Annotated in this window: 17 protein-coding genes, 1 tRNA gene and 1 pseudogene; 13 read left to right on the forward strand and 6 right to left on the reverse strand. The window is 40.2% G+C overall.

The window, feature by feature from the left end; translation table 11 throughout:
- Positions 1–5,495: G5 domain-containing protein (locus SST62_RS01000000111505; RefSeq protein WP_032499347.1), on the reverse strand; the 5,495-nt coding region annotated here is incomplete at its 3' end.
- A 330-nt stretch (positions 5,496–5,825) separates the two neighbouring features.
- Between SST62_RS01000000111505 and SST62_RS0105090 the strand changes: the two are divergent.
- The 5 genes and pseudogenes from SST62_RS0105090 to SST62_RS0105110 form a co-directional block, all read left to right on the forward strand.
- Positions 5,826–6,377, forward strand: a pseudogene (locus SST62_RS0105090) (MBL fold metallo-hydrolase); the annotation flags it as partial.
- A gap of 118 nt (positions 6,378–6,495) precedes the next feature.
- A complete protein-coding gene (holA, locus tag SST62_RS0105095) occupies positions 6,496–7,527 on the forward strand; it encodes a DNA polymerase III subunit delta (protein WP_029186545.1) in 1,032 nt (343 codons plus the stop codon).
- 77 nt (positions 7,528–7,604) lie between these two features.
- Positions 7,605–8,210: a superoxide dismutase SodA gene (sodA, locus tag SST62_RS0105100; RefSeq protein ID WP_029186546.1), complete on the forward strand. Its 606-nt coding sequence runs from the start codon at positions 7,605–7,607 to the stop codon at positions 8,208–8,210.
- A 411-nt stretch (positions 8,211–8,621) separates the two neighbouring features.
- Positions 8,622–10,646 (forward strand): surface-anchored 5'-nucleotidase, encoded by a 2,025-nt coding sequence (locus tag SST62_RS0105105; RefSeq protein WP_029942610.1) that lies wholly within the window; start codon positions 8,622–8,624, stop codon positions 10,644–10,646.
- A gap of 196 nt (positions 10,647–10,842) precedes the next feature.
- Positions 10,843–10,914 (forward strand) — tRNA-Arg (locus tag SST62_RS0105110).
- 105 nt (positions 10,915–11,019) lie between these two features.
- Here SST62_RS0105110 and SST62_RS0105115 read toward each other — a convergent pair.
- The 4 genes from SST62_RS0105115 to SST62_RS0105130 all read right to left on the reverse strand — a co-directional run bounded on the left by SST62_RS0105115 (position 11,020) and on the right by SST62_RS0105130 (position 13,425).
- Positions 11,020–12,204: a chloride channel protein gene (locus SST62_RS0105115; RefSeq protein WP_029186548.1), complete on the reverse strand. Its 1,185-nt coding sequence runs from the start codon at positions 12,202–12,204 to the stop codon at positions 11,020–11,022.
- Entirely contained in the window at positions 12,194–12,472 is a 279-nt protein-coding gene (locus SST62_RS0105120; RefSeq protein WP_029186549.1) for a chorismate mutase, read from the reverse strand. Before SST62_RS0105120 ends, SST62_RS0105115 begins: the two co-directional genes overlap by 11 nt.
- Positions 12,473–12,553: 81 nt before the next feature.
- Entirely contained in the window at positions 12,554–12,823 is a 270-nt protein-coding gene (gene rpsN / locus SST62_RS0105125) for a 30S ribosomal protein S14 (RefSeq protein ID WP_002940393.1), read from the reverse strand.
- Positions 12,824–12,963: 140 nt separating this feature from the next.
- Positions 12,964–13,425 (reverse strand): flavodoxin, encoded by a 462-nt coding sequence (locus tag SST62_RS0105130; protein WP_024377090.1) that lies wholly within the window; start codon positions 13,423–13,425, stop codon positions 12,964–12,966.
- A gap of 94 nt (positions 13,426–13,519) precedes the next feature.
- On the opposite strand from SST62_RS0105130, the gene SST62_RS0105135 reads away from it, so the two are divergent.
- From SST62_RS0105135 to serB, 8 genes are all read left to right on the forward strand, one after another.
- Positions 13,520–14,464 (forward strand): DHH family phosphoesterase, encoded by a 945-nt coding sequence (locus SST62_RS0105135; protein WP_029186550.1) that lies wholly within the window; start codon positions 13,520–13,522, stop codon positions 14,462–14,464.
- Positions 14,451–15,479, forward strand: a complete 1,029-nt coding sequence (locus SST62_RS0105140; RefSeq protein WP_029186551.1) for an FAD:protein FMN transferase — start codon at positions 14,451–14,453, stop codon at positions 15,477–15,479. Before SST62_RS0105135 ends, SST62_RS0105140 begins: the two co-directional genes overlap by 14 nt.
- A 119-nt stretch (positions 15,480–15,598) precedes the next feature.
- The gene (locus SST62_RS0105145; RefSeq protein ID WP_024379743.1) at positions 15,599–15,841 is read left to right on the forward strand and encodes a type B 50S ribosomal protein L31; all 243 of its coding nucleotides are present in this window, start codon (positions 15,599–15,601) and stop codon (positions 15,839–15,841) included.
- Positions 15,842–16,406: 565 nt separating this feature from the next.
- Positions 16,407–17,636 (forward strand): FtsW/RodA/SpoVE family cell cycle protein, encoded by a 1,230-nt coding sequence (locus tag SST62_RS0105150; protein WP_029942612.1) that lies wholly within the window; start codon positions 16,407–16,409, stop codon positions 17,634–17,636.
- A gap of 13 nt (positions 17,637–17,649) precedes the next feature.
- On the forward strand, positions 17,650–18,189 hold the full coding sequence (locus SST62_RS0105155; RefSeq protein WP_015647132.1) for a DJ-1 family glyoxalase III: 540 nt from the start codon (positions 17,650–17,652) through the stop codon (positions 18,187–18,189).
- A 181-nt stretch (positions 18,190–18,370) separates the two neighbouring features.
- Positions 18,371–20,323 (forward strand): DNA topoisomerase (ATP-hydrolyzing) subunit B, encoded by a 1,953-nt coding sequence (gyrB, locus tag SST62_RS0105160; protein ID WP_002939427.1) that lies wholly within the window; start codon positions 18,371–18,373, stop codon positions 20,321–20,323.
- A gap of 88 nt (positions 20,324–20,411) precedes the next feature.
- Positions 20,412–22,136 carry a septation ring formation regulator EzrA gene (gene ezrA / locus SST62_RS0105165; protein ID WP_029186553.1) on the forward strand — a complete coding sequence of 575 codons (1,725 nt, stop codon included), beginning with the start codon at positions 20,412–20,414 and terminating at the stop codon, positions 22,134–22,136.
- A 51-nt stretch (positions 22,137–22,187) separates the two neighbouring features.
- On the forward strand, positions 22,188–22,823 hold the full coding sequence (gene serB / locus SST62_RS0105170; RefSeq protein ID WP_029186554.1) for a phosphoserine phosphatase SerB: 636 nt from the start codon (positions 22,188–22,190) through the stop codon (positions 22,821–22,823).
- Between the two features lie 173 nt (positions 22,824–22,996).
- Here the strand turns inward: serB and SST62_RS0105175 are convergent, their stop codons facing one another.
- The gene (locus SST62_RS0105175; protein WP_029186555.1) at positions 22,997–23,647 is read right to left on the reverse strand and encodes an HAD family hydrolase; all 651 of its coding nucleotides are present in this window, start codon (positions 23,645–23,647) and stop codon (positions 22,997–22,999) included.
- Between the last annotated feature and the right edge of the window lie 5 nt (positions 23,648–23,652).

Below are 23,652 nucleotides of genomic sequence, written 5' to 3' on the forward strand. Positions count from 1 at the left end.
AACGGAATCTCTTCGAATCGAACTGTTGATTGAGGGGAAGATTTGGTTCCGATTTTCACGACATGCTCAACTGGTTCGATTGTTTCCGTTACGGTGTTCGCAGTAATGTTTCCAGTTACGGTATCCAGCGTGTAGGTCGTAGTGATGGTTTCCTTGCCTTCTTTCCCTTGAGTGATGGTCTCTGTGTGTCCTTTTGGCAATTCAGGGTCTTCTACGGTAGTTGTCTTGTATTTCAAGACGTTGGTTACAACAACTGGTTTTGTACCGACAGCGACAATTTCGTTTTGTGGTTTTTCAAGGACTTCTCTTACCGGTTCAGAACCTTCTGTCTCAGTAATTTTTGCCTTTCCAAGTTTTCCGCTAGAGATGGTTTCTTTTTCCCCGGCTGTTCTGTTTTCGTCAGCTTGGTAGATAACTGTAAACGGAATCTCTTCGAATCGAACTGTTGATTGAGGGGAAGATTTGGTTCCGATTTTCACGACATGCTCAACTGGCTCGATTGTTTCCGTTACGGTGTTCGCAGTAATGTTTCCAGTTTTGGTATCCAGTGTGTAGGTCGTAGTGATGATTTCCTTGCCTTCTTTCCCTTGAGTGATGGTCTCTGTGTGTCCTTTTGGCAATTCAGGGTCTTCTACGGTAGTTGTCTTGTATTTCAAGACGTTGGTTACAACAACTGGTTTTGTACCGACAGCGACAATTTCGTTTTGTGGTTTTTCAAGGACTTCTCTTACCGGTTCAGAACCTTCTGTCTCAGTAATTTTTGCCTTTCCAAGTTTTCCGCTAGAGATGGTTTCTTTTTCCCCGGCTGTTCTGTTTTCGTCAGCTTGGTAGATAACTGTAAACGGAATCTCTTCGAATCGAACTGTTGTTTGAGGGGAAGATTTGGTTCCGATTTTCACAACTTTTTCGACTGGTTCGATTGTTTCCGTTACGGTGTTCGCAGTAATGTTTCCAGTTTTGGTATCAAGTGTGTAGGTCGTAGTGATGATTTCCTTGCCTTCTTTCCCTTGAGTGACGGTTTCTGTGTGTCCTTTTGGCAATTTAGGGTCTTCTACGGTAGTTGTCTTGTATTTCAAGACGTTTGTTACAACAACTGGTTTTGTACCGACAGCGATAATTTCGTTTTGCGGTTTTTCGATGCTTTCTCTTACCGGCTCAGAACCTTCTGTTTCAGTAATTTTATCTTTTCCAAGTTTTCCGCTAGAGATAGTTTCTTTTTCCCCAGCCGTTCTGTTTTCATCGGCTTGATAGATAACTGTAAACGGAACATCTTCAAAACGAACGGTTGTTTGAGGTGAAGATTCGTAGCGCCAGTAACCTGTATAGAAATGCTGTTTAGCAGTACTTTCAGAATCAAGTTCCCATCTGTCAAAGACCCATCTTCCATCCCCATCTACAACTATTTCAGTAATCGCTTCTGGTTGTGGAATCGCTTGATTAGGACTTTCCTTATCTTCTGGCAATAAATCTTCGACTTCACTTGGCAATATCTTATCAAGTTCTACGGATTCAAAATAATATCCTGCTGAGTAAGGCTGATGATAGATGTAATTTCCGTCTTTGTCCATTTTAAGTATTTCATCCAGCGGTATTAGCTTGACGGAAAGGCCACTTTGTTTAGAAGCAATAGTGACAAATGTCTTACCGTCTGATTCAGAGAAATTCATATCTTTGCGTTTAAACTGGATAGTCGCTTGTCCGTCTAAATCTTGTAAGGCTAATTGTCCCTTATCTGTGAATTCTAATATTCCATCTCCTTTAAGTGATTGGAAACGAGCTTCTAAATCTCCCAAATTTATTTGGCTACCAGTTTCTACTGTTAATGCCTGTTGGATTGGATTGAGTGATTGGCTGTTTAGGGAGATAAAGGAATTGTTTTTTACTATGAGATTTGAGATGTTTTTTAACTCTACATTACTTGCTTTGCTATTATTAAAAATAAGGGTTACTTGATTGGTTTCAGGTGCTTGGAATTTATTGACCTGATTACTTTCGGAAGTGATTGTAACAGGAGAAGGTGTAGTCACTTCGACACCGTTTTTAATTTGTGTACCATTTGCAATCGCAATATCTGCGGCATTTTGGACGGTCATCTTATCGAAAACAGTTTCATTTGTATTTAAAATCTTCAAACTGGATTCACGCTTATCAGTTGTATCTGCTGATGAACCTATGATAAGACTAGGGCGTTTATCAGTTTGACGATTGGATATAAGAGTGGATACATGATCCATTGTCACTTGACCATCTATGTAGATGTTTCCTGGGACATTACTTTCTGTTAAAGCATGAATACTTAAATTACGTAGGGTAACGTTATTTGAAATTTGAATACTCTCATTAAAAATAATCGCATTTTCACTGCTATCACTCTCAATGGTAACTGCTTTATTGATGACGAGTGGAGTTCGCTCGGTGGCATTGCCGACCAGTTTGATGATAGTACCATCTGTAGCTTTCTGCAAGGCTTCAGCCAAACTTCCCATAGGGGTATCTTCTGTAAGTCCTTGTCCGTTTCCGCCATTTTTTACATAGATAATGTCAGATTGTTTTGGTGCTTCAAAGATACTAGCTTCTAGATTGTTAAACTGTAGAGCTTTGTTTAGAATATTTAATTTAACTTTACGGACATTGGTTGCTAACCGGGCAACTGAAGCGTTTTGAGCTGCTTGGTCTAACTGCGTTTGAGTAACAGTGGAACGACTGTTAAGTAGACTGTTAATTGAATTTCGATAGGTGGTTAATACTGCTAAATCAGCTTTTATAGCTGTTTCTAACTCTTTCTCCAATTGGCTAGTTTGCCACAATTGATTAACCGGTTCCTTATCTTCTAACCGTTTGTATTGTGCTTTTTTGAAACTAGCCCAATCTGAATATTCGTTTCCTAAGATTGCTTTAAAAGCTTCTGAGTCGCTATTGTATCTGTTACTAATGTAACTTATAAAGGCATCCCAGCCTTTCCATGCCAATATTTCATATGCATGTCGCTTGAAAGAGATATCTCCAACGGTATTATTGCCACTTGAAGCTTCTGAAGCACCGTAGAAGCTTTCTAGAAGTGGGACATGATCATATTGGTTATGACTTAATTCCGTTAGGATAGGGGAAATTCCACGAGGGATAAACTGACCACTGACTGCATCTTGGTCAACCAAATCATTGATGCTAGTTGGTTTAGTAAGTGAAGCAACCGTCAACTGCCCATAGGGGAGAAATGCATCGTTGGTAGAAGGGAGACTGGTGGTTGTCGTGCTAGTGTTAGAAGTGGTATTGCGAGGTACTTGGACGACCTTATTGAAATAAATAGCTAATTCATTTTCTGCTAGGGATTTTAAAGCAACCCTCGCTTCAACAGCTTCTAAATAAGCGACTAAATCAACAAGATTTTTTGTGTAATTTGCTAACTTTTCTGTAGAAGTTTGAGGTGTTAATGCTTGAGTACGATTAGAACTTTCAGCAATAGTGAGAGCGGTATTCAAATTAAAGACAGGTTTGTACTCACCAGGAACACCGTTTTGTGTGTTATCGATGACTTCAAATAAACCTCGTGCATACACTTCAGGTCCTTGACCAGCTCGTCGACCTTCTTTACGATAAGTTCCACCGAACAACCTAGCCTCATCGTTTGTATGAGTCATTTCGTGAGTGAACAATGCGATGCCTGAAAGGTTACTGTGCATAAAGCGTGTCTCGTAGGCTTTAATCATATTTTCACCATTTGCAACACCTCCTAGTCCAACTCCTGAACGAACATAATTTTCCCAGAGATTCATTGGAGAGAAGAAGTTGAGTACCGCAGAATGTGCAGAAGTGCCTTCGTTAGGTGACCAAGTGTGTGCTTTGGTGGTCTCGTTATAGACATTCATCGTATCGACTGCTAGTGTAAATGGAATAGTTGTACTATCTTTTTTAGCAGAGTTAAGGAAAGTCAACCAATTTTCTTGGTAGGTAAGGATTTTTTCGAAGAAAGTAGATGTAGGTTGTTGTACCCCACGTTCCTTGCTGTAGTTTTTCAACTCAGGGTACAGGTCTGTATACGAATCTAAAAGCCCAAGAGTCAAACTATTGCTAGTACCCGCAACGTAAATTCCTTTTCCTTGTGAGAGGATAGGGAGAATGTAATCTGGCTTATTTGTTTTCAATAAGTCAAATATGGAAATATTTGGGCTTGTTCCAATCAAAGCTTGGGACTGTTCTGTAAAGTAACTATTGACATCTTTACCCTTTGATTGAGCAATTTTTTCAACCAATTCAGCCGTAGACTTAGTACCGGTATATTGGCTAATTAGGCGTTCCTTGAACTGATTCTGATTGAGATTTAAAGCAAGCGATCGTTTATCTGTAATACGCCCGCCATAAGCTAACAAGCGATCATAGGCACTTGTTTGGCCTGCTTGGATATTACCAATTGTGTGGGGAGTAAAGACAAGAGTTTGTGGTAAATCTTTTTCAAAGGAGTATTGCTGCTGGAGGTATAGGACACCACGATACAGTTGACTAAGATTATTTTTTAGAGTTTCAACTGTAAGCCCTGATTTTTCCGTAAGTAGCTGACCATTGTTATATGCAAGGAGTTGTTGGAAAGTGTTTTTTGCCTCAGGCGCAAGAGCTTCAATACTCGCATCTTCGTAGAGGTTTTTGTTCGCTTCAATCAGCGCTAATTTTGTTGCTTCAGCGGACCTTTCTTGGTCAGTCAAGTGCTTGTAATTAGGATCTGACTTTAGTTGTTTTATAAGCGGAACAAAATATTTTGTTAAATCAGAAATACTTAAACTCTCTTTAGGTTTTACAACATCTAGTAAAGCTACTTTATCAGCGCTAGTTTCAAAGTTTGTGAGAATGAGGTTGCTAAGTGTTTGTTTCTCTTCAGCGTTTAGAGATGCTATCGTTTTAGACTGAGTGATGCTTCCATTTTCAATTGCTTGGATAGCAGTATCATTTCCAGACACAGTAGTTGTGGGGCTTGTATTGGTTGCGGCACGAAGGGCTGTTGTTCCTTCGCTTGTGTTAGGTTGCTCTGCTTTATGACTGGTGTCGATAGTTTCTATTTTAGAGGATGATTCAGGGGAGTAAAGAGCAGTAGTTTCCGTTAGTAACTCTACTTCATTTACTGAGCTCTCTGTTGAAGATGAAGTTGTAGTGGTGTCTCCAGTATTTGCAAGGTGGTCAGTATGACTGGCGGTAGATTCGGGTACCGCTTGTTCCGGACTGGTGCTTTTTTCTGTATCAGTTTGTCCCTCAACCGTATTATCTATGGTGATTTCTTCTTGAGTAGTAGTTTCCGTATTTTGAATGCTCTCTCTATTGTTAGGAGTTTCCGTAGGTTGAGTAGGGATGTTTTCCTCTTCGCCTGTTGCGTTGCTAACAATAACTTCAACACTCTTTTCAGCGGCTGCTACAGTACTGTTTCCTTGAGTAAGAAATGCAAATCCGATACAAATGGACACAACACCGATTGATAATTTTTTTATAGAAAATCTTTGTTTCCGTTCCATATTTTCCCCTTTTCTAGTTCATGTTGTTATCTAGAATATAACAGAAATTAAGCGTTTTCGCAAATATACTGTATTTTGAACGGTTGTTGCTTACTTTAACTGACTAAGAACCTATATTATTTGTTTATACTTCCTAAGGCTAGATTTTAAGCTCTTCACCATTCGTTTCTCTAAAATACAGTCAGTATTCACAAGACTGCCGAAAATCATCTTTTATCTAAAAGTACTTCATTTGTGAATATTGGTTCTTTGACAGTAAAGAAATTCTCATTAGAATTATTTCATTTTTCTTTTCAAATTAAGTGAATATTTAAGTATATAACCTGTTTGGAAGATGGAGAAATCGTCTCAACCTTCCCTAATGCACAGATTTACATCAATGAAATTGAGTGGGATGAGGTAAGAAATCCAAATCCTAGAACCCGAGGGACTTATCTCAAGGAGAATTGGGAAGCCATCCAATCGCAAGTAATCACTTTCGGTGAATCGATAGAAATTATTCCAGGAATTGAGATGCATCGAACAGGAGGTCATAGCAATGGCCACTGCTTGATTCTCTTAAAACAAGAACACCAAACCATCATTCATATGGCCGATACCGTTCTAACTCATGTTCACCGTAATCCACTTTGGGTGGCTGCTGTGGATGATTATCCTATGGATAGCATCGCCGCTAAGACAAGGTGGACAAAAGAAGCTTATGAAAATGGCTACATTTTCTTGTTTTATCACGACCCATTTTACTCTCTGCTCCAATTTGACCCGTCTGGTCAAGAAGTCGTAGCCTACTTGGAAAGACCGCGACCTCCAATTGTTCCTTTTACGGAGAAACAAGATAGGCGACTGGTCATTCCCGCAACTGCGAAAAATTTAGCGAACTAAAATGATGAAAAGCATGAAATCAAGGTATCTCAGCAATTGATTTTGTGGTTTTTCTTTTTTGACATTTTGCAAGCCTCATCGTTTTTGTGGTAAAATGAAAACAGAATATGAGGTATACATGTTAGTTATTGGACAGATTGAGACATTAAAAAAAGAGAAGTTAGGCCCCTTGACCGTTTTATGCGGTGAAGATGTCGGTCAATATCAGATCGCAAAGGATTTATTGTTGCGACAAATTGATTTCGATCCTGCAGACCTTGGTTTTGCCTATTTTGATATGTCAGAGGCTGATTATAGTCAGGTGGATTTGGATTTGGTTTCTCTTCCATTTTTTTCAGATGAAAAAGTTGTCATTCTTGATTATTTTGCTGACTTGACGACGGATAAGAAGCGACATTTGACGGATGAAGAGCTCAAGCAATTTGAGGCTTATTTGGAAAATCCAGTTGATACGACACGATTGATTATCCTGGCTCCAGGAAAGTTAGATAGCAAACGACGCCTGGTCAAACTCCTTAAGCGAGATGGCCTGATTTTGGAAACTAGTCCTTTGAAAGAAGCCGATTTGCGCCAGTTTTTCCAAAAAGAAATTGGTCGTTTAGGTCTAAATATGGAGGGAGATGTTTTTCAATACCTCCTTGGAAAATCTAATTTTGACTTTGCCGAAATCAGTAAAAATCTAGCCTTTTTACAGTCTTATAAGGGACAAAAATTGATTACGATGGCAGACATTGACGCTGCCATTCCTAAGACCTTGCAAGACAATATTTTTGACCTGACACAAATGGTTCTCCAGTCCAAAATGGATGAGGCCCGTCAACTGGTTCGCGACTTACGATTACAGGGAGAAGACGAAATCAAATTAATCGCTATTATGCTGACCCAATTTCGGACTTATTTGCAGGTTCAAATTCTTCAAGAACAGGGCAAAAGTGAGCAGCAGATGGTGGCGGAATTGTCAGAAATCATGGGTCGGAAGGTCAATCCATTCCAAATTAAATTTGCCCTTCGAGATTCACGCTACCTATCCATTGGATTTTTGAAAAAGGTGGTTCGCTTGTTGATTGAAACGGATTATCACATCAAGACCGGTCAGTTTGATAAGGATTACTTATTTGATCTTGCCTTGTTAAAAATTGCAATATCGTGATTATCAGACAAAAAAATTGAAAAGGCTCTCACATTGGAGTAAAATAGGTATATCAATTAGTATAGGAGAACAAATAAATGGCAATTATTTTACCAGACCTTCCATACGCTTACGATGCTTTGGAACCACATATTGATGCAGAAACAATGACCTTGCACCATGACAAGCACCATGCGACTTATGTTGCAAATGCAAATGCTGCCCTTGAAAAACACCCTGAAATCGGTGAAGACTTGGTGGCTCTTTTGTCAGATGTAGAAAGCATTCCAGCTGATATCCGTCAAGCCCTTATCAACAACGGTGGTGGTCATTTGAACCATGCTCTTTTCTGGGAATTGCTTTCACCAGAAAAAACAGACATTTCAGCTGAATTAGCAGCAGATATTGATGCAACTTTTGGTTCATTTGATGCTTTCAAAGAAGCCTTCACTGCAGCAGCAACAACTCGTTTCGGTTCAGGTTGGGCTTTCTTGGTTGTTAATAAAGAAGGTAAGTTGGAAGTTATCTCAACAGCTAACCAAGACACACCTATCATGCAAGGGTTGAAACCAATCTTGGCATTGGATGTTTGGGAGCATGCTTACTACCTTAACTACCGTAACGTCCGTCCAAACTACATCAAAGCCTTCTTTGAAGTGATTAACTGGGACAAGGTTAACGAACTTTATAAAGCAGCTAAATAAGAACAGTGAGGCTGGGAAAAAAGCCCAGCACCGCTTCTCAACGTTAGTGTCAACATCTTAGCGCAGTGGTTGATTGGCAGATTTGTTCGTGTTTTACACTCCAAATCTGACCTAATCAACTGTGCGGGGGTGGGAAGACGAACTCTTCTATGAATGGTCGAGTTCTTTCCCACTCCCTTTTTAGTTGTGAGGAGTATTTTGGAGAGAACTGTGTATGGGAAGAGGGCTGATTTTTCGTATTATGGATAAAAACAACAAGATATTTTCAGAAAAATGATGAAAAAGTAAGAATAAACGAATGTTTTTATAATTTTTTGTTATAAATGACTGATTTGATATTGAAAAGCCGTAAAAAAAGGATTATTATAGATATGTCAATATGAAAAAAATAGAAGGAGCATTGTTTTGCTTATGAAAAAGAATATTCGGTTGAAAAGCAGTGTACTAGCTCTTGTAGCTGGTTTTAGTGTCATTACAACACAGGCTGTTTTAGCAGATGAATTAGCTGTCCAAATTATGGGAGTTAATGATTTCCATGGTGCGCTTGATACGACAGGGACAGCGCGATTGGAGGGGGAAACAGTTCGGAATGCAGGAACTGCAGCCTTACTTGATGCTTACATGGATGATTCACAAGCAGAATTTGAAGAAACAGCAGCAGAAACAGAAACACCTGCAGAGTCTATCCGTGTTCAAGCCGGAGATATGGTTGGTGCAAGTCCATCGAATTCTGGACTTTTACAAGATGAACCAACTGTAAAAGTCTTTAACAAAATGGATGTTGAATATGGTACTTTGGGGAACCATGAGTTTGATGAGGGACTTGATGAGTATAACCGTATCATGACTGGTGAAGCTCCAAAAGAAGGCCAGTTTAATGAGATTGTAGATAATTATACTCATGAAGTAGCCAAACAGGAGATTGTTATTGCTAACGTTATTGACAAAGAGACGGGTGAAATTCCGTATGGCTGGAAACCGTATGCTATTAAGACTATTCCTGTAAATGATAAAGAAGCAAATATTGGCTTTATTGGTGTAGTTACGACAGAGATTCCTAATCTTGTTTTGAAGAAAAACTATGAGCAGTACACTTTTTTGAATGAGGCAGAGACGATTGCTAAATATGCGCGTGAGTTAGCTGAAAAAGGTGTAAATGCGATAGTTGTACTGGCTCACGTCCCAGCTACAAGTAAGGATGGTGTGGCTGCTGGTGAAGCTGCAGATATGATTGCTAAGCTAAATGAAATCTATCCTGAACACTCAGTTGACCTTGTATTTGCTGGTCATAACCATGTCTATACAAATGGTACAACAGGCAAAACCTTGATTGTTCAAGCTACCTCACAAGGTAAGGCTTATGCAGATGTTAGGGCTGTTTATGATACAGATATTGCCGACTTTAAAGATGTTCCGACTGCGAAAATTATTGCAGTGGCACCAGGGCAGAAAACACCAAGTCCAGAAATTCAGGCGATTGTAGACGAAGCAAATACCATTGTTAAAAAAGTAACAGAGCAAAAAATTGGTACGGCTAGTCAAGCGACAGATATTTCTCGCGAGGTAAATGAATTTAAAGAAAGTGCTGTGGGCAATTTAGTAACATCGGCTCAATTAGCTATTGCTAAGAAATCAGGTTATGATGTTGACTTTGCAATGACCAACAATGGCGGGATTCGGGCAGATTTGAAGGTCCAAGAGGATGGAACAGTTACTTGGGGAGCAGCACAAGCTGTTCAACCATTTGGGAATATCCTACAAGTTGTTCAAATGACAGGTGAGCAGATTTATACAGCCTTAAATCAACAATACGATGAAGGCGAAAAATATTTCCTTCAAATGTCTGGAATCAAATATATCTACACGAAAGCAGATAATCCAACGGAAGAAAATCCTTACAAGGTTGTTAAAGCCTTCAAAGAAGATGGAACAGAGATTGTTCCGACAGAAACCTATACACTTGTCATCAACGACTTCCTATTTGGTGGTGGGGATGGTTTCTCGATTTTCAAAGAAGCTAAGCTGATTGGCGCTATCAATCCCGATACAGAAGTATTTGTGGAGTATTTGACTGATTTAGAAAAAGCAGGTCAAACGATTAGTGCAACTATTACAGGTAGAAAAGCATTTGTCGAGGAGTATGTAGAAGAACCAAAAGCAGAAGAAAAAGGAGATACTGCTGGGACAACTACCGATACGAAAACACCTGAAAAAGCAAGCGACGGTGGCGATAGTGTAGCAAATCAGAAAGCAAACGAGCAACCGGCACCATCTGGAATTGTGGCTCCTATTTCAAATAAGAAAACTGAAAAAGCATCAGGAAATCAAACACTTCCAAATACCGGTCAAGAAGCCCTAGGCTCACTTCTTATTAGCTTGGGTGGCTTAGTTTCACTCGGAATGGCTGTCTCAATGAGACGTAAGGAAGGGGAATAGGAATCAAGCATAAAAACGACAAACTTTCGAAGTATGTTCTAGGAGCGCTTCTTTTAGAGACTATCATGAGAGGAATACATAAAAACAATTGTCTTTCATCTTAGAGTAGGTTCTGCTTTTTGTAAAAATTTGAAAAAAACTTATATAACCTTGCTCTTGCAATCTGCTCTCTTCTGGGTTACAATAGAGAGGCAGACTTCCCTTAGTTAAATGGATATAACAAATTCCTCCTAAGAATTAGTTGCAGGTTCGATTCCTGCAGGGGAGATATTTAAAATTATAAAAACCCTTGAAATATCAATGTTTTCAAGGGTTTTGTTTTGTCTAAAATATGACTAGGAGGCAAAATGAGGCAAACTATGATTCCCTTACTTCACCTCACCTGCACCCCATAAATAGTCTGTTTTCTGTTTATAAGATAAGCTATGGCAAGTACAGGAATAGCATAGGGCAGGATATTAGCACCGAATACTTCATAACTAATGAAGAGAGGAGCCAGTAAGGTATTGGTGGCTGTTCCAAATACGGCACAATACCCAAGGGCTGCAACAAGTTCAGTTGGTAGACCTAGTAATCCTGCTAAAACAGCCCCAGAACTAGCTCCAATCGCAAAGAGGGGAGTAACTTCGCCTCCTTGAAAACCTGCAGCCAAACAAAGGCAGGTTAGTAGGAGTTTCAGTAGCCAATCGTAAGCAAACACCTGTTCCCCAGCTAGACTGGCATCAATCAAATTGGTCCCCAAACCAGCATAACGACCTTGATGGAAGAAAAATAGTAGAACGGTCAGTCCAACTCCCATAATAGCTATTTTAATGTAAGGATTTGGAAGCCATCGAGTTGAGATGTTTTTTGCTTGTGCCAAAAACCAGGCAAATAGATTGCCGATGAAACCGAAGCATAGGGCTATCAGAAGTAATTTGAAACTATCTGTAAACTGGAATGAGGTAGTCACGATGGCGTGCGAAAATTTTTCTAATCCCAATAAATGAGAAGTAGTAGAAGCTGTGAAAGCGGCAACTAGACAATAGGGGAGACTTGTCCAAGAATATTGGCCAACGACTAAAACCTCAATGGCAAAGAAACTAGCAGCCAATGGTGTTTGAAAGAGTCCCGCAAAACCTGCGGCCATACCAATCTTTGTTACCATGTCTTTGGGCAAGTCTGTGAAACCTTGTTTTTGTAACCAGTGTGAAAGACTGGCTCCAAGTTGGACAGCTACCCCCTCGCGACCAACGGAAGCACCAAAAAGATGACTGAGCCAAGTTGTAGAGATGATGAGCGGAATGAGAACTGGAGAAATGTGCACATTCTCACCTTGTCCAGCTTTGAAGACTAAGCCCATGCCTGTTTGGACTTCCCTTCCCCATTTTTGATAAATGAAAACAATCACCACCCCTGCCAGTGGCAGAAAGAGGATTAGAGATGTAAAATATTCAGATTGTAAGTCTCCAACTCCTAGTAGAATTTTCCCAAAAAGTGTGGCTATAATCCCTGCACCAACTCCAATTAAGCTGGAAAAGAAAAGGAGTTGGATGGCTTGTTTCATCTTATTGCTCATGATTCGCTAACTTGGAAGATTGATAGGCTCTTGATTGGGTCATAATATCGCTAAAGGTTGCTTGAATGGCAGAGCGGTAATCATCCTTTTGAACTAATTTTCCAACTCTTTCAAGGACAGCATTTTCTCGGCTGGTATCCAAAACAGGCTTACCTGTTGCACGCTTATAGGCTGTAACTTGGTCGACCAACTCCATTCGTTTTTCAAGTAGTTCAACTAATTGGCTATCAATCGTGTTAATCTGTTCGCGGATGCAATCCAAATTCATCTTATAAACCTCCGTATATTGTTTCAGTTGTTTTTTAGTATAGCAAAAAACAAGGCAGAATACTAGCCTTGTTTGAGGAAGTTACCAACTTGCTTTTTTTACCCCAGGAAGTTGACCAAGATGGGCTAATTCACGGAAGGTAATCCGACTCACACCGAATTTTCGCATATAAGCGTGCGGACGGCCATCGGTCCTGTCGCGGTATTTCAGTCGATTTGGATTTGAGTCGCGAGGCAATTTTCGAAGTGCTTGATAGTCACCTTTTTCTTTGAGACTTTTACGTAAATCCGCATAGCGCTCAATTAACTCCAACTGTCTCTGATAGCGTGCCATTTTTGATTTTTTAGCCATAAAATTCTCCTTATTTAAAAAAACTTAACCGGTTAATTATATATCAAAAAAATAAAGATTGCAAACAATAGGTGTACAATCTTAATAAATGGCTAAAAGAAAACAGACTAGACCTATTGATATGCCAGTCTGTTTGTCAGTTAATTCATTGTATCTAATTTTGCAGCAAGGTCAGTTGCAAATTGCTCAAGGTTAACAATATCCTCATCTTCAGCAGCCAGGTCCACCTTGACATTTTCAGCACCTTTAGTTGCTCCACGTGAACCCAACATGACATCAAAGTCATCTACTGCACTACAGAAGTCATCATAGAAGGTATCACCAGAACCGCAAACACCGTAGACCTTACCAGTCAAATCTAAGTCAGCTAGGTCAGCATAGAAATCCACAATTTCATCTGGAAGCTCACCGTCTCCACCGTAAGAATAAGTGTAGCTGGCAACGACAATGAGGTCTGCATCCAAGATTTCTTCTGTCTCAATGGTCGTACATTCGTGAACCTGTACTTCCAAACCTAACTCTTCTAGCTTACTGGCGACAATGTCAGCAATTTCTTCTGTGTTACCAGTCATACTAGCGTAAACTATTTTTGCTAGTGCCATAATTTCCTCCAAATTACATAGTAATTTCATTATATCACACTCCTATCATTTTCAAAAGGGGAAGTTTGTGCTAAAATGATGAAAAGGAGTTGCTATGACTATTTATAATACTATTATCGAAAAAATTCACGAATACGACACCATTATCATTCATCGCCACCAACGACCAGATCCGGATGCCATTGGTAGTCAGGTGGGTTTGCAGAAGCTCTTGCAGAAGAATTTTCCTGAAAAAACCATCAAGGTAACCGGTTTTGAGGAACCGAACCTTGCTTGGATGGCGGGGATGGATGTGGTTGCGGATCAAGACTATCAAGGAGCCTTGGTTATCGTGACAGATACTGCCAATACGGCACGTGTGGATGATGACCGCTATACTCAAGGAGATTTCTTGATTAAAATCGATCATCACCCCAATGAAGAGCCTTATGGTGACTTGCTTTGGGTCAATACGGAAGCTAGTTCTTGCAGTGAAATGATTGCAGAATTGGCCCTTCAAAGCCAACTGGAACTAGACGGAGAAACTGCCCGTCTACTCTATGCAGGAATTGTGGGCGATACAGGCCGCTTTCTCTATCCGGCAACCAGCTCACGCACCTTTGAGATTGTTGCTCGTCTCCGCCAAGAAGATTTTGACTTTGCAAGAATGTCTCGCCAGATGGATACCATTGATTTCAAGATTGCCAAGTTGACAGGTTACGTCTACGACAACTTGGAAGTGGATGAACATGGTGCGGCACGTGTCGTCTTGACACAGGATATTCTCAAAAAATACGGGGTGACCGATGCGGACACTTCCTTTATCGTAGGTGCACCAGGACGGATTGGGACGGTTCAATCTTGGGGGATTTTTGTGGAACAAACTGACGGAAACTATCGCGTACGACTACGCAGTAAGTATATTCCAATCAACGAGATTGCCAAGCGCCACGATGGCGGAGGCCACCCACTAGCAAGTGGTGCGAACTCTTATTCACTCTCCGAAAATGAGAACATATACCAAGAAATACAAGAGGTAGTGAGGAATGCAAGCAAGTAGTCGCTCCCTTCGTCTTATGGGAACCATCATTGATACTAAAATATGGCATCCCCAGGCAGAACCGATTTTGGATCAGGTAGAAGAGCTTCTCTATCTCTACAAGGATCGGTTTTCTGCCAATGATTTGACTTCTGAATTGATGGAGGTCAACCTTAATGCAGGTGTTCAGGCGGTTCCTGTTGCAGAAGACCTGTATGAATTAATCAAATTGGGAAAAGAACACAGTCTGGCTCAGGGATCTTTTTTGAATATTACCATTGGTCCCCTTGTACAAAGCTGGCGGATTGGATTTAGCGATGCCAAACTTCCAACTCAAGAAATGATCAGTGAAAAACTCCAACTCATCAATCCAAGGGACATTGAATTAGATGATGAGGAGCAGACAGTCTATTTGAGAAAAGAAGGTATGGCGATTGATCTGGGTGCTCTGGCAAAAGGGTATGTGGCAGATAAGATTGTTGACTTTTTGAAAAGAATAGGTGTGGAAGCTGGACTGATTAACCTGGGAGGCAATGTTCTGACCTTTGGTCAAGCTCCCCACAATCAAGATGGTTTCTGGCGAATTGGGATTCAGGATCCTCAGAAACCACGTGGTGAAAATGCCCTCGTCCTCAACATAGGAGAAGAATCTGTAGTCACCTCTGGTATTTACGAAAGAACCCTTACCGTGAATGGAAAGACCTATCATCATATTTTGAGTCCTGAGACCGGCTATCCAATCGAGTCGCAACTGGCTAGTTTGACCATTGTGTCCAAACAATCCGTTGATGGTGAGATTTGGACGACCCGACTGTTTGGTCAAGAGTTGCCTCGGATTTATAAGATAGTAGAAGAAACTGATGGTATCGAGGCGGTCTTGATGGGGCTGGATGGTAGGATTCTTGTGACTTCGGGACTTGCTGAAAAAGTTCTTGCTGGTAAAGAAAGGATTTCTGATAGCTTGGGCAGTCCGTCAAGAGGCGGATTTGGCGCCAGAGTAACTTCTGACCTTGCTTCGGGTGCTTCCGTACTTTAACTTGAAAAAATATTAAAAAAATAGGTAAAAAGACTTGCCATAAGAACAAAGTTTTGGTAAACTTAAATGGTTATAATCTATGGCTCGGAAAGAGTCCATGGCAGAAAGGAATTTTTAAAATGAAAAAAGATATCCATCCAGAATATCGCACTGTTGTCTTCATGGACACAACTACTGGCTACAAGTTCCTTAGCGGTTCAACTAAGAAATCTAACGAAACAGTTGAATTCGAAGGTGAAACTTACCCATTGATCCGTGTGGAAATTTCATCGGACTCACACCCATTCTATACTGGACGTCAAAAGTTCACTCAAGCAGATGGACGTGTGGACAAGTTCAACAAAAAATACGGTCTCAAATAATCAGCGTTATAAAACCGTTGAAAACGTTGATTTTAAGCCATTCCCGAGCCATGGGAATGGTTTTCTTTTTGAAATGGTAACGGAAATGGTAACGGCTGGGCGTTACATTCCCAAAAATTGGGCGAACTTTTCAGCCGTTTTTTCTTTGCCTCTAGAAATTGGAGAGGGCTTTTTGGGTGTGTGATTGCCAAAATGATTGCCATTGGTTTACATACTCATGAATTGAGCAAACTTAAGGGGTGTGTGAAGGTAAAGCATTATATTTCAGCTTGTTCGAAGGTATGAAGATATACGTATTTTATGATTTGTGCACTAGTAATACTCTTCGAAAATCAAAATTATCCGTTGTCAACTTGCCTTGATGAGTGAAAAGCTCCAGTGGAGGTTTTCAGCCTGTTACCTTGAAATAAGAAAGTAACAGAGTTCTATCTTCAACTTCGTTTCCTAGGCTACTTTTGATTTTCGTTGAGTATAAATCGTATCCCCTCAGATGTAACTAGATTTTTAGTTTCAATGAGAGATGATTTTTGCTATAATGGAACGAGTAAGAATTTGAAGTGAAAGTATGAGGAAATTGATGAAAAATAGAGGCACAATTGATAGTCGAGTAGACTACTCACTTATTTTACCGGTCTTTTTTTTATTAGTTGTGGGGATTATTTCTCTCTACATTGCGGTTAGTCAAGATTATCCGGACAATGTTGTACAGATGGTTGGTCAACAAATTGCTTGGATAGGAATTGGAACAGTGGCAGCTTTTTTGGTCATGTTCTTTTCCACTAAGTTTCTGTGGCAAATCACACCTTACTTGTACGTACTTGGGCTAGGACTTATGGTATTGCCTTTGTTTTTCTACAGTCCAGACTTAGTAGCGTCAACGGGAGCAAAAAACTGGGTAACGATTGGTGGAATGACTCTTTTCCAACCATCCGAATTTATGAAAATAGCCTACATCATTATGTTGTCAAGGGTGATTGTTACCTTTCATAAATATTATCCAAATCGAAAAATTCGTGAGGATTTTATGTTGATTGGTTATATGACACTGTTTACTATCCCTGTCCTGATTTTGTTGGCCTTACAGAAAGATTTAGGAACTTCCTTAGTATTTGTAGCAATCTTTAGCGGAATGCTTCTATTATCAGGAGTTTCTTGGAAAATTCTATTACCGACTGCCTTAACGGGGATTGTTTTGGTTGGTGGATTTATGCTGATTTTTATTTCTCCTGGTGGAACAACATTCCTCCACAATTTGGGGATGGATACTTATAAAATCAATCGTATTGCAGCCTGGCTTGATCCTTTTAAAAATGCCCAATCAACGACCTACCAGCAAGCTCAAAGTTTGATAGCTATCGGAAGTGGTGGCTTAAAAGGACTAGGTTTCAATAAAACAAATCTTCTTATACCTGTTCGAGAAAGTGATATGATTTTTACGGTGATTGGAGAGGATTTTGGTTTTATTGGAGGGACGGTATTGATTGGACTATACTTGTTGCTCATTTATCGAATGCTGCGGGTAACGTTGAAGTCAAACAATCGATACTACACTTACATATCAACTGGCTATATCATGATGCTGTTGTTCCATGTGTTTGAAAATGTTGGCGCGGCAACTGGTTTGTTACCTCTAACAGGTATTCCTTTGCCGTTTATCTCCCAAGGTGGTTCGTCCATGGTTTCAAATTTGATTGGTGTTGGTCTAGTGCTGTCAATGGGGTATCAGTCACGACTAGCTGATGAGAAGGAAATAAATCGATCACGTCGCCATAGAAAAATTACGATAAAACGTTAGAAAGTTGGTTTATATGACAAGAGTTGCGGTTGTTTTAGCCGATGGTTTTGAAGAAATCGAAGCATTGGCCCCTGTAGATGTATTTCGTCGAGCTCATTTTGACTGTCAGATTGTTGGTTTAGATAGTCATGAAGTGGAGGGGTCGCACGGTATTCGTGTTCAAACTGACCAAGTCTTTGATGGAGACCTGTCTTCCTTTGATCTGATTGTTTTACCAGGAGGAATGCCAGGTTCTGTCCACCTTAGAGATTCAGAGTCACTGATTACGGAATTGCAAAGAGCGGTTGCATCAGGAAAATCAGTAGCAGCAATTTGTGCGGCACCAATTGTTCTGGATAAGGCTGGTTTGTTAGATAGTCGTCACTATACATGTTTCCCAGGGAAAGAAAAAGACATTCCGTCAGGTATCCATCTGGAAGAGGATGTGGTCGTTGATGGTCCAATTATCACTAGCCGAGGCGCTGGAACAAGTTTGGATTTCGCCTATAAATTGGTTGATTTATTTGGTGGAGATGGGGAAAGCCTAGCTCAAACAATGGTTTATCATAGTTAAAGTAATGAAGAAGATGGAGCTAATGTTTCCTCTTCTTTTTTCTATCAAAATATTAGAAAATATGGTATAATAAAGGGTATTCGTTAGAATGATTTTTGCTCTAAAAATATGTCTCGCTTTTATCCAGATGGATTGGCTTTTCTATTTTTAAGGAGCAACAAATAGAAAATAAGGAAAAGAAATGACAGAAGAAATCAAAGATTTACAAGAGAAGGCTCAAGAATATGATGCCAGTCAGATTCAAGTATTGGAAGGTCTTGAAGCTGTTCGAATGCGTCCAGGGATGTATATCGGCTCAACATCTAAAGAAGGTCTCCATCACTTGGTTTGGGAAATTGTCGACAACTCAATCGATGAGGCGCTGGCTGGTTTTGCGGATAAAATTGAAGTTTATATTGAGCCAGATAACTCCATCACGGTTATTGATAATGGACGTGGTATTCCGGTAGATATTCAGGAAAAAACTGGTCGTCCAGCGGTAGAAACTGTCTTTACAGTGCTCCATGCAGGTGGTAAATTTGGCGGAGGCGGTTATAAGGTCTCAGGGGGATTGCACGGCGTAGGTTCATCAGTCGTAAACGCCCTATCTACTCAGCTAGACGTTCATGTCTACAAAAATGGTCAGGTCTATTTCCAAGAGTATAAACGAGGTGAAGTCGTTGCAGATTTGGAGGTTGTTGGAGAAACAGACCGTTCTGGTACAACTGTACATTTTACACCTGACCCAGAAATTTTTACTGAGACGACTGAGTTCGACTTTGCAAAATTAAATAAGCGGATTCAAGAATTGGCCTTCCTAAATCGTGGTTTAAATCTCTCTATTACGGACAAACGTGAGGGAGTAGAGCAAACAAAGGAATATCACTACGAAGGTGGTATTGCTTCCTACGTTGAGTATCTTAATGAGAACAAGGATGTCATTTTTGAGACCCCTATCTATACAGAAGGTGAAATGGATGATATTACCGTTGAGGTTGCCATGCAATATACAACGAGTTATCATGAAAACGTAGTTAGTTTTGCCAACAATATTCACACGCATGAAGGTGGTACCCATGAGCAAGGATTCCGTACAGCTCTGACACGTGTTATCAACGATTACGCCAAGAAAAATAAAATTCTCAAAGAAAATGAGGATAATTTGACTGGTGAGGATGTGCGTGAAGGCTTGACAGCGGTCATTTCTGTTAAGCACCCAGGGCCTCAATTTGAGGGACAAACTAAGACAAAACTTGGGAATAGTGAAGTGGTCAAAATTACCAACCGCCTTTTCTCTGATGCCTTTGCAGAATTTCTTTTGGAAAATCCACAGATTGCTAGACGGATTGTTGAAAAAGGGATCTTGGCAAGCAAGGCTCGTATTGCTGCTAAGCGTGCGCGTGAGGTAACTCGTAAGAAATCGGGTCTTGAGATCTCAAACCTCCCAGGTAAGTTAGCGGACTGTTCCTCAAATGATGCAACGAAGACAGAGCTTTTCATCGTTGAGGGGGACTCAGCCGGTGGTTCAGCTAAATCCGGTCGCGACCGTGAATTTCAGGCTATTTTACCGATTCGTGGTAAGATTTTGAACGTAGAAAAAGCCAGCATGGACAAGATTTTGGCCAACGAAGAAATCCGTAGTCTATTTACAGCTATGGGAACTGGCTTTGGTGCTGATTTCGACGTTAGCAAGGCACGTTATCAAAAATTAGTCATTATGACAGATGCCGATGTCGATGGTGCCCATATTCGGACACTCCTTCTGACATTATTTTACCGCTACATGCGTCCTGTTGTAGAAGCGGGATACGTATATATCGCTCAACCACCTATTTACGGTATCAAGGTTGGAAGTGAGATAAAAGAATATATTCAACCTGGGGTTAATCAAGAGCAAGAATTGCAAGATGCCTTAGAAAGACATAGTACGGGACGGTCCAAGCCAACGATTCAACGTTACAAAGGTTTGGGAGAAATGGATGATCATCAGTTGTGGGAAACTACGATGAATCCTGAAAATCGTCTCATGGCACGCGTTTCAGTTGATGATGCGGCAGAAGCCGATAAGATTTTTGACATGCTAATGGGGGATAAGGTTGAACCTCGTCGAGAGTTTATCGAGGAAAATGCTGTTTATTCAACATTGGATGTCTAAAAACTAAAAAAACAAGTGCATATACTAGAGATTTATGGTATAATTAAGCGATATTTTCTAGTAATTACTATGAGCTAAGGAGATTTACATGCCTACAGGAACAATCATCTTAATCGTTTCGATTGTTATTATTTTAATCATTGCCTATGTAGCTTGCCTGATTGTTCGTAAACGAAATGACAACCTTTTGGTTGCATTGGAAGAACGTAAGGAAGAGCTATTTAACCTTCCAGTTAATGAAGAAGTCGAAGCTGTCAAAGCACTTCATTTGATTGGTCAAAGTCAGGTGTCATTCCGTGAATGGAATCAAAAATGGGTTGATTTGTCGCTCAATTCATTTGCCGACATTGAAAATCATATCTTTGAGGCAGAAGGCTATAACAATGCCTTTCGCTTTGTGAGTGCAAAGAATGCTATCGACAGTATCGAAAGCCAAATTGATTTAATTGAAGAAGACATCGCCTCTATCCGTCATGGTTTGATGGAGTTGAAGGAGCAAGAAGAGAAAAACTCTGGTCGCGTAAAACATGCGTTAAACTTGTTCGATAGTTTACAGGAAGCTGTTCGTGAAAATCCAGATAGCTACGGTGAGACACTACCAGAACTTGAGAAACAATTGAAAAATATTGAAGTTGAGTTTTCTGAATTTGTGATGCTCAATTCCTCAGGTGACCCGATTGAAGCTTCTGAAATCCTTGATAAGACTGAAGAGCATATGATTGCTCTCAATCAAATCATGGATCGCATTCCAAGTTTGATTGAGAAGGTGACCAAAGATTTTCCAGACCAGTTGGAAGATTTGGAGTCGGGCTATCGTAAACTGGTTGAGCAGAATTATTTGTTCACAGAAGCTAACATCGAGTCACAGTTCCAAAATATTCGCGTTTCAATTCGTGAAAATACTGCTTTGATTGTTTCCTTTGATTTGGATGCCGCAGAAGCTGAAAATGAGGGAATTCAAGCAAAAATTGATCATTTGTATAAAGTCTTCAATCGTGAAATCGAAGCGAATAAGGAAGCTGTTAAGATTAGTAAAAACTTGCCAAAATTCTTGGAGCATGTTGTCCAAAATACACAGCTCTTGGATGAGGAAAGCCAACGCCTAAATGCAACTTACTTGCTGGCAGATAGCAAACTTTCACGTATCAATCAGCTTAAAGCTCGTTTGGAATCGATTGAAATTGTTGTTACAGAAAGTGTGGAAGACATTGAAAATCCACAAGTTGCATATTCTATTTTGGAAGAGCGTTTGGATCATTCATTGGCAAGCTTGAAAGAAATCGAAGAGGAGCAGCTTGTTTTAGCTGACTATCTGAAATCACAAGAATTGTCAGAGAACACAGCGCGTAAGAAAGCTACACTTTATATCAACAAATTGCATACCCTTAAGCGTTATATGGAAAAACGCAACCTTCCAGGAATTCCAGCTGAATTTTTAACAAACTTCTTTAGAACGAGCGATCATGTGGAAGCCTTGATTGCCGAGTTAGACTATAAACGAATCAATATCGAAGTTGTTAACCGTTTGTTGGAAAATGCAACGTATGATATGAATCAATTGGAAGAGTTAGCGTATTTGATTGTGCAAAATGCGACTTTAACAGAGCAGTTGCTACAATACTCTAACCGTTATCGTTCATTCGATGAAAGTGTGCAAAAAGCATTTAACCGTTCATTATCAATTTTTGAAAAGGATTTTGATTACCAAGCAGCATTTGAAGAAATTTCATTTGCTTTGGAAACAGTTGAACCTGGTGTAACAGAGCGTTTTGTACGTTCATACGAAAAAACTCGCGAAGCCATTCGCTACTAGATAAAAAGCCATTTGGCTTTTTATTTTTATACTTTGAAAGGAATATTGGAGATGACAACTGGATTATTAGTTATGGATGTTGATTCAACATTAATTTTGGAAGAAGGAATAGATTTACTTGGAGAAGAGGCCGGTTTAGGAGAGCAAGTTGCAGCAATTACCGAACGTGCTATGCGTGGGGAATTGGATTTTGAAGAAGCCTTACGTGAACGTGTGGCGTTGTTAAAGGGACTGCCTGTTTCTGTGTTTGATCGAATTATCAAAAAAATCCACTTTACGCCTGGAGCAGCAGAGTTAGTCTCAGAATTAAAAGTGCGGGGCTACAAGGTAGCAGTCGTTTCAGGCGGGTTTCATGAAACAGTTGATCGACTAGCTGCACAGTTAGAGTTAGACTATGTTCGGGCTAATCGATTAGAAGTAGTAGATGGAGTATTGACGGGACAAGTATTGGGTGAAATTGTAACGAAAGATACTAAAAAAGCATGTTTAGAAGAATGGGCGACAGAAAATGGGCTGAGTCTATCTCAAACGATTGCCATGGGGGATGGAGCAAATGATTTACCAATGATTCAACGATCGGGAATTGGAGTAGCTTTCTGTGCAAAACCGATTGTCCAAGAACAGGCGCCCTACCAAATAAATGAAAAAAATCTCTATAAACTAATAGAGATTTTAGATAGTAAATAATGGGAGCGGGAAAGAACTCGACTGGTCAAAAAAAGAGTTCGTCTTCCCGCCCCCGCACAGTTGATTAGGTCAGATTTGGAGTGTAAAACACGAACAAATCTGCCAATCAACCACTGCGCTGAGATGTTGACACGAACCCTGAGAAGCGAAGTTGGTCTTTTTGCCCAGCCTCTTTATTCTGTTGTCAGTAAAATCCTTTTCAAATCTTGGACGGTTTCGACTATCATGGTGGCCCCAGCCTTTTCAAATTCCTGTTTGTTCCCATAGCCGTAAAGAACACCGATGGCGGGAAGTTGGTGTTTGCGTGCTCCTTCAATATCATGTTCTCTATCTCCAATCATCACAGCATGGTTTGGAAATGCTTCTAATTGATTTATAGCATAGCTGATGACGTCCGCCTTACTGATGCGACTACTATCCAGACTAGCACCGGCAATGACATCAAAGTAGTGAGCGATACCAAAATGTTCTAGGATCTGTTTGGCAAATATTTCTGGCTTTGAGGTAGCAATTACTAGTGTTTTTCCAGCTGTTCTCAATTCTTCAAGCAGAGGGATGATTCCAGGATAGAGTTGATTTTCAAACATTCCTTTTTCTTTAAAATAGACACGGAAAGCATCAACTGCACTTTGTGTATCTTCAGGGCTGAGTTGGTAGAATCGTGAAAAAGATTCATAGAGTGGCGGGCCGATGAATCGGTTTAAATTGGCTGTATCTGGTTCTTCGATTCCCATTTTTTCTAGTGCGTAGGCGACGGAGTTTAAGATTCCTTGTCCAGAATCAGTAAGTGTTCCATCTAAGTCAAATAATATAGTTTGATACATACTTA

This window comes from Streptococcus suis YS56, from assembly GCF_000440115.1.
Lineage (GTDB): Bacteria > Bacillota > Bacilli > Lactobacillales > Streptococcaceae > Streptococcus > Streptococcus suis_L.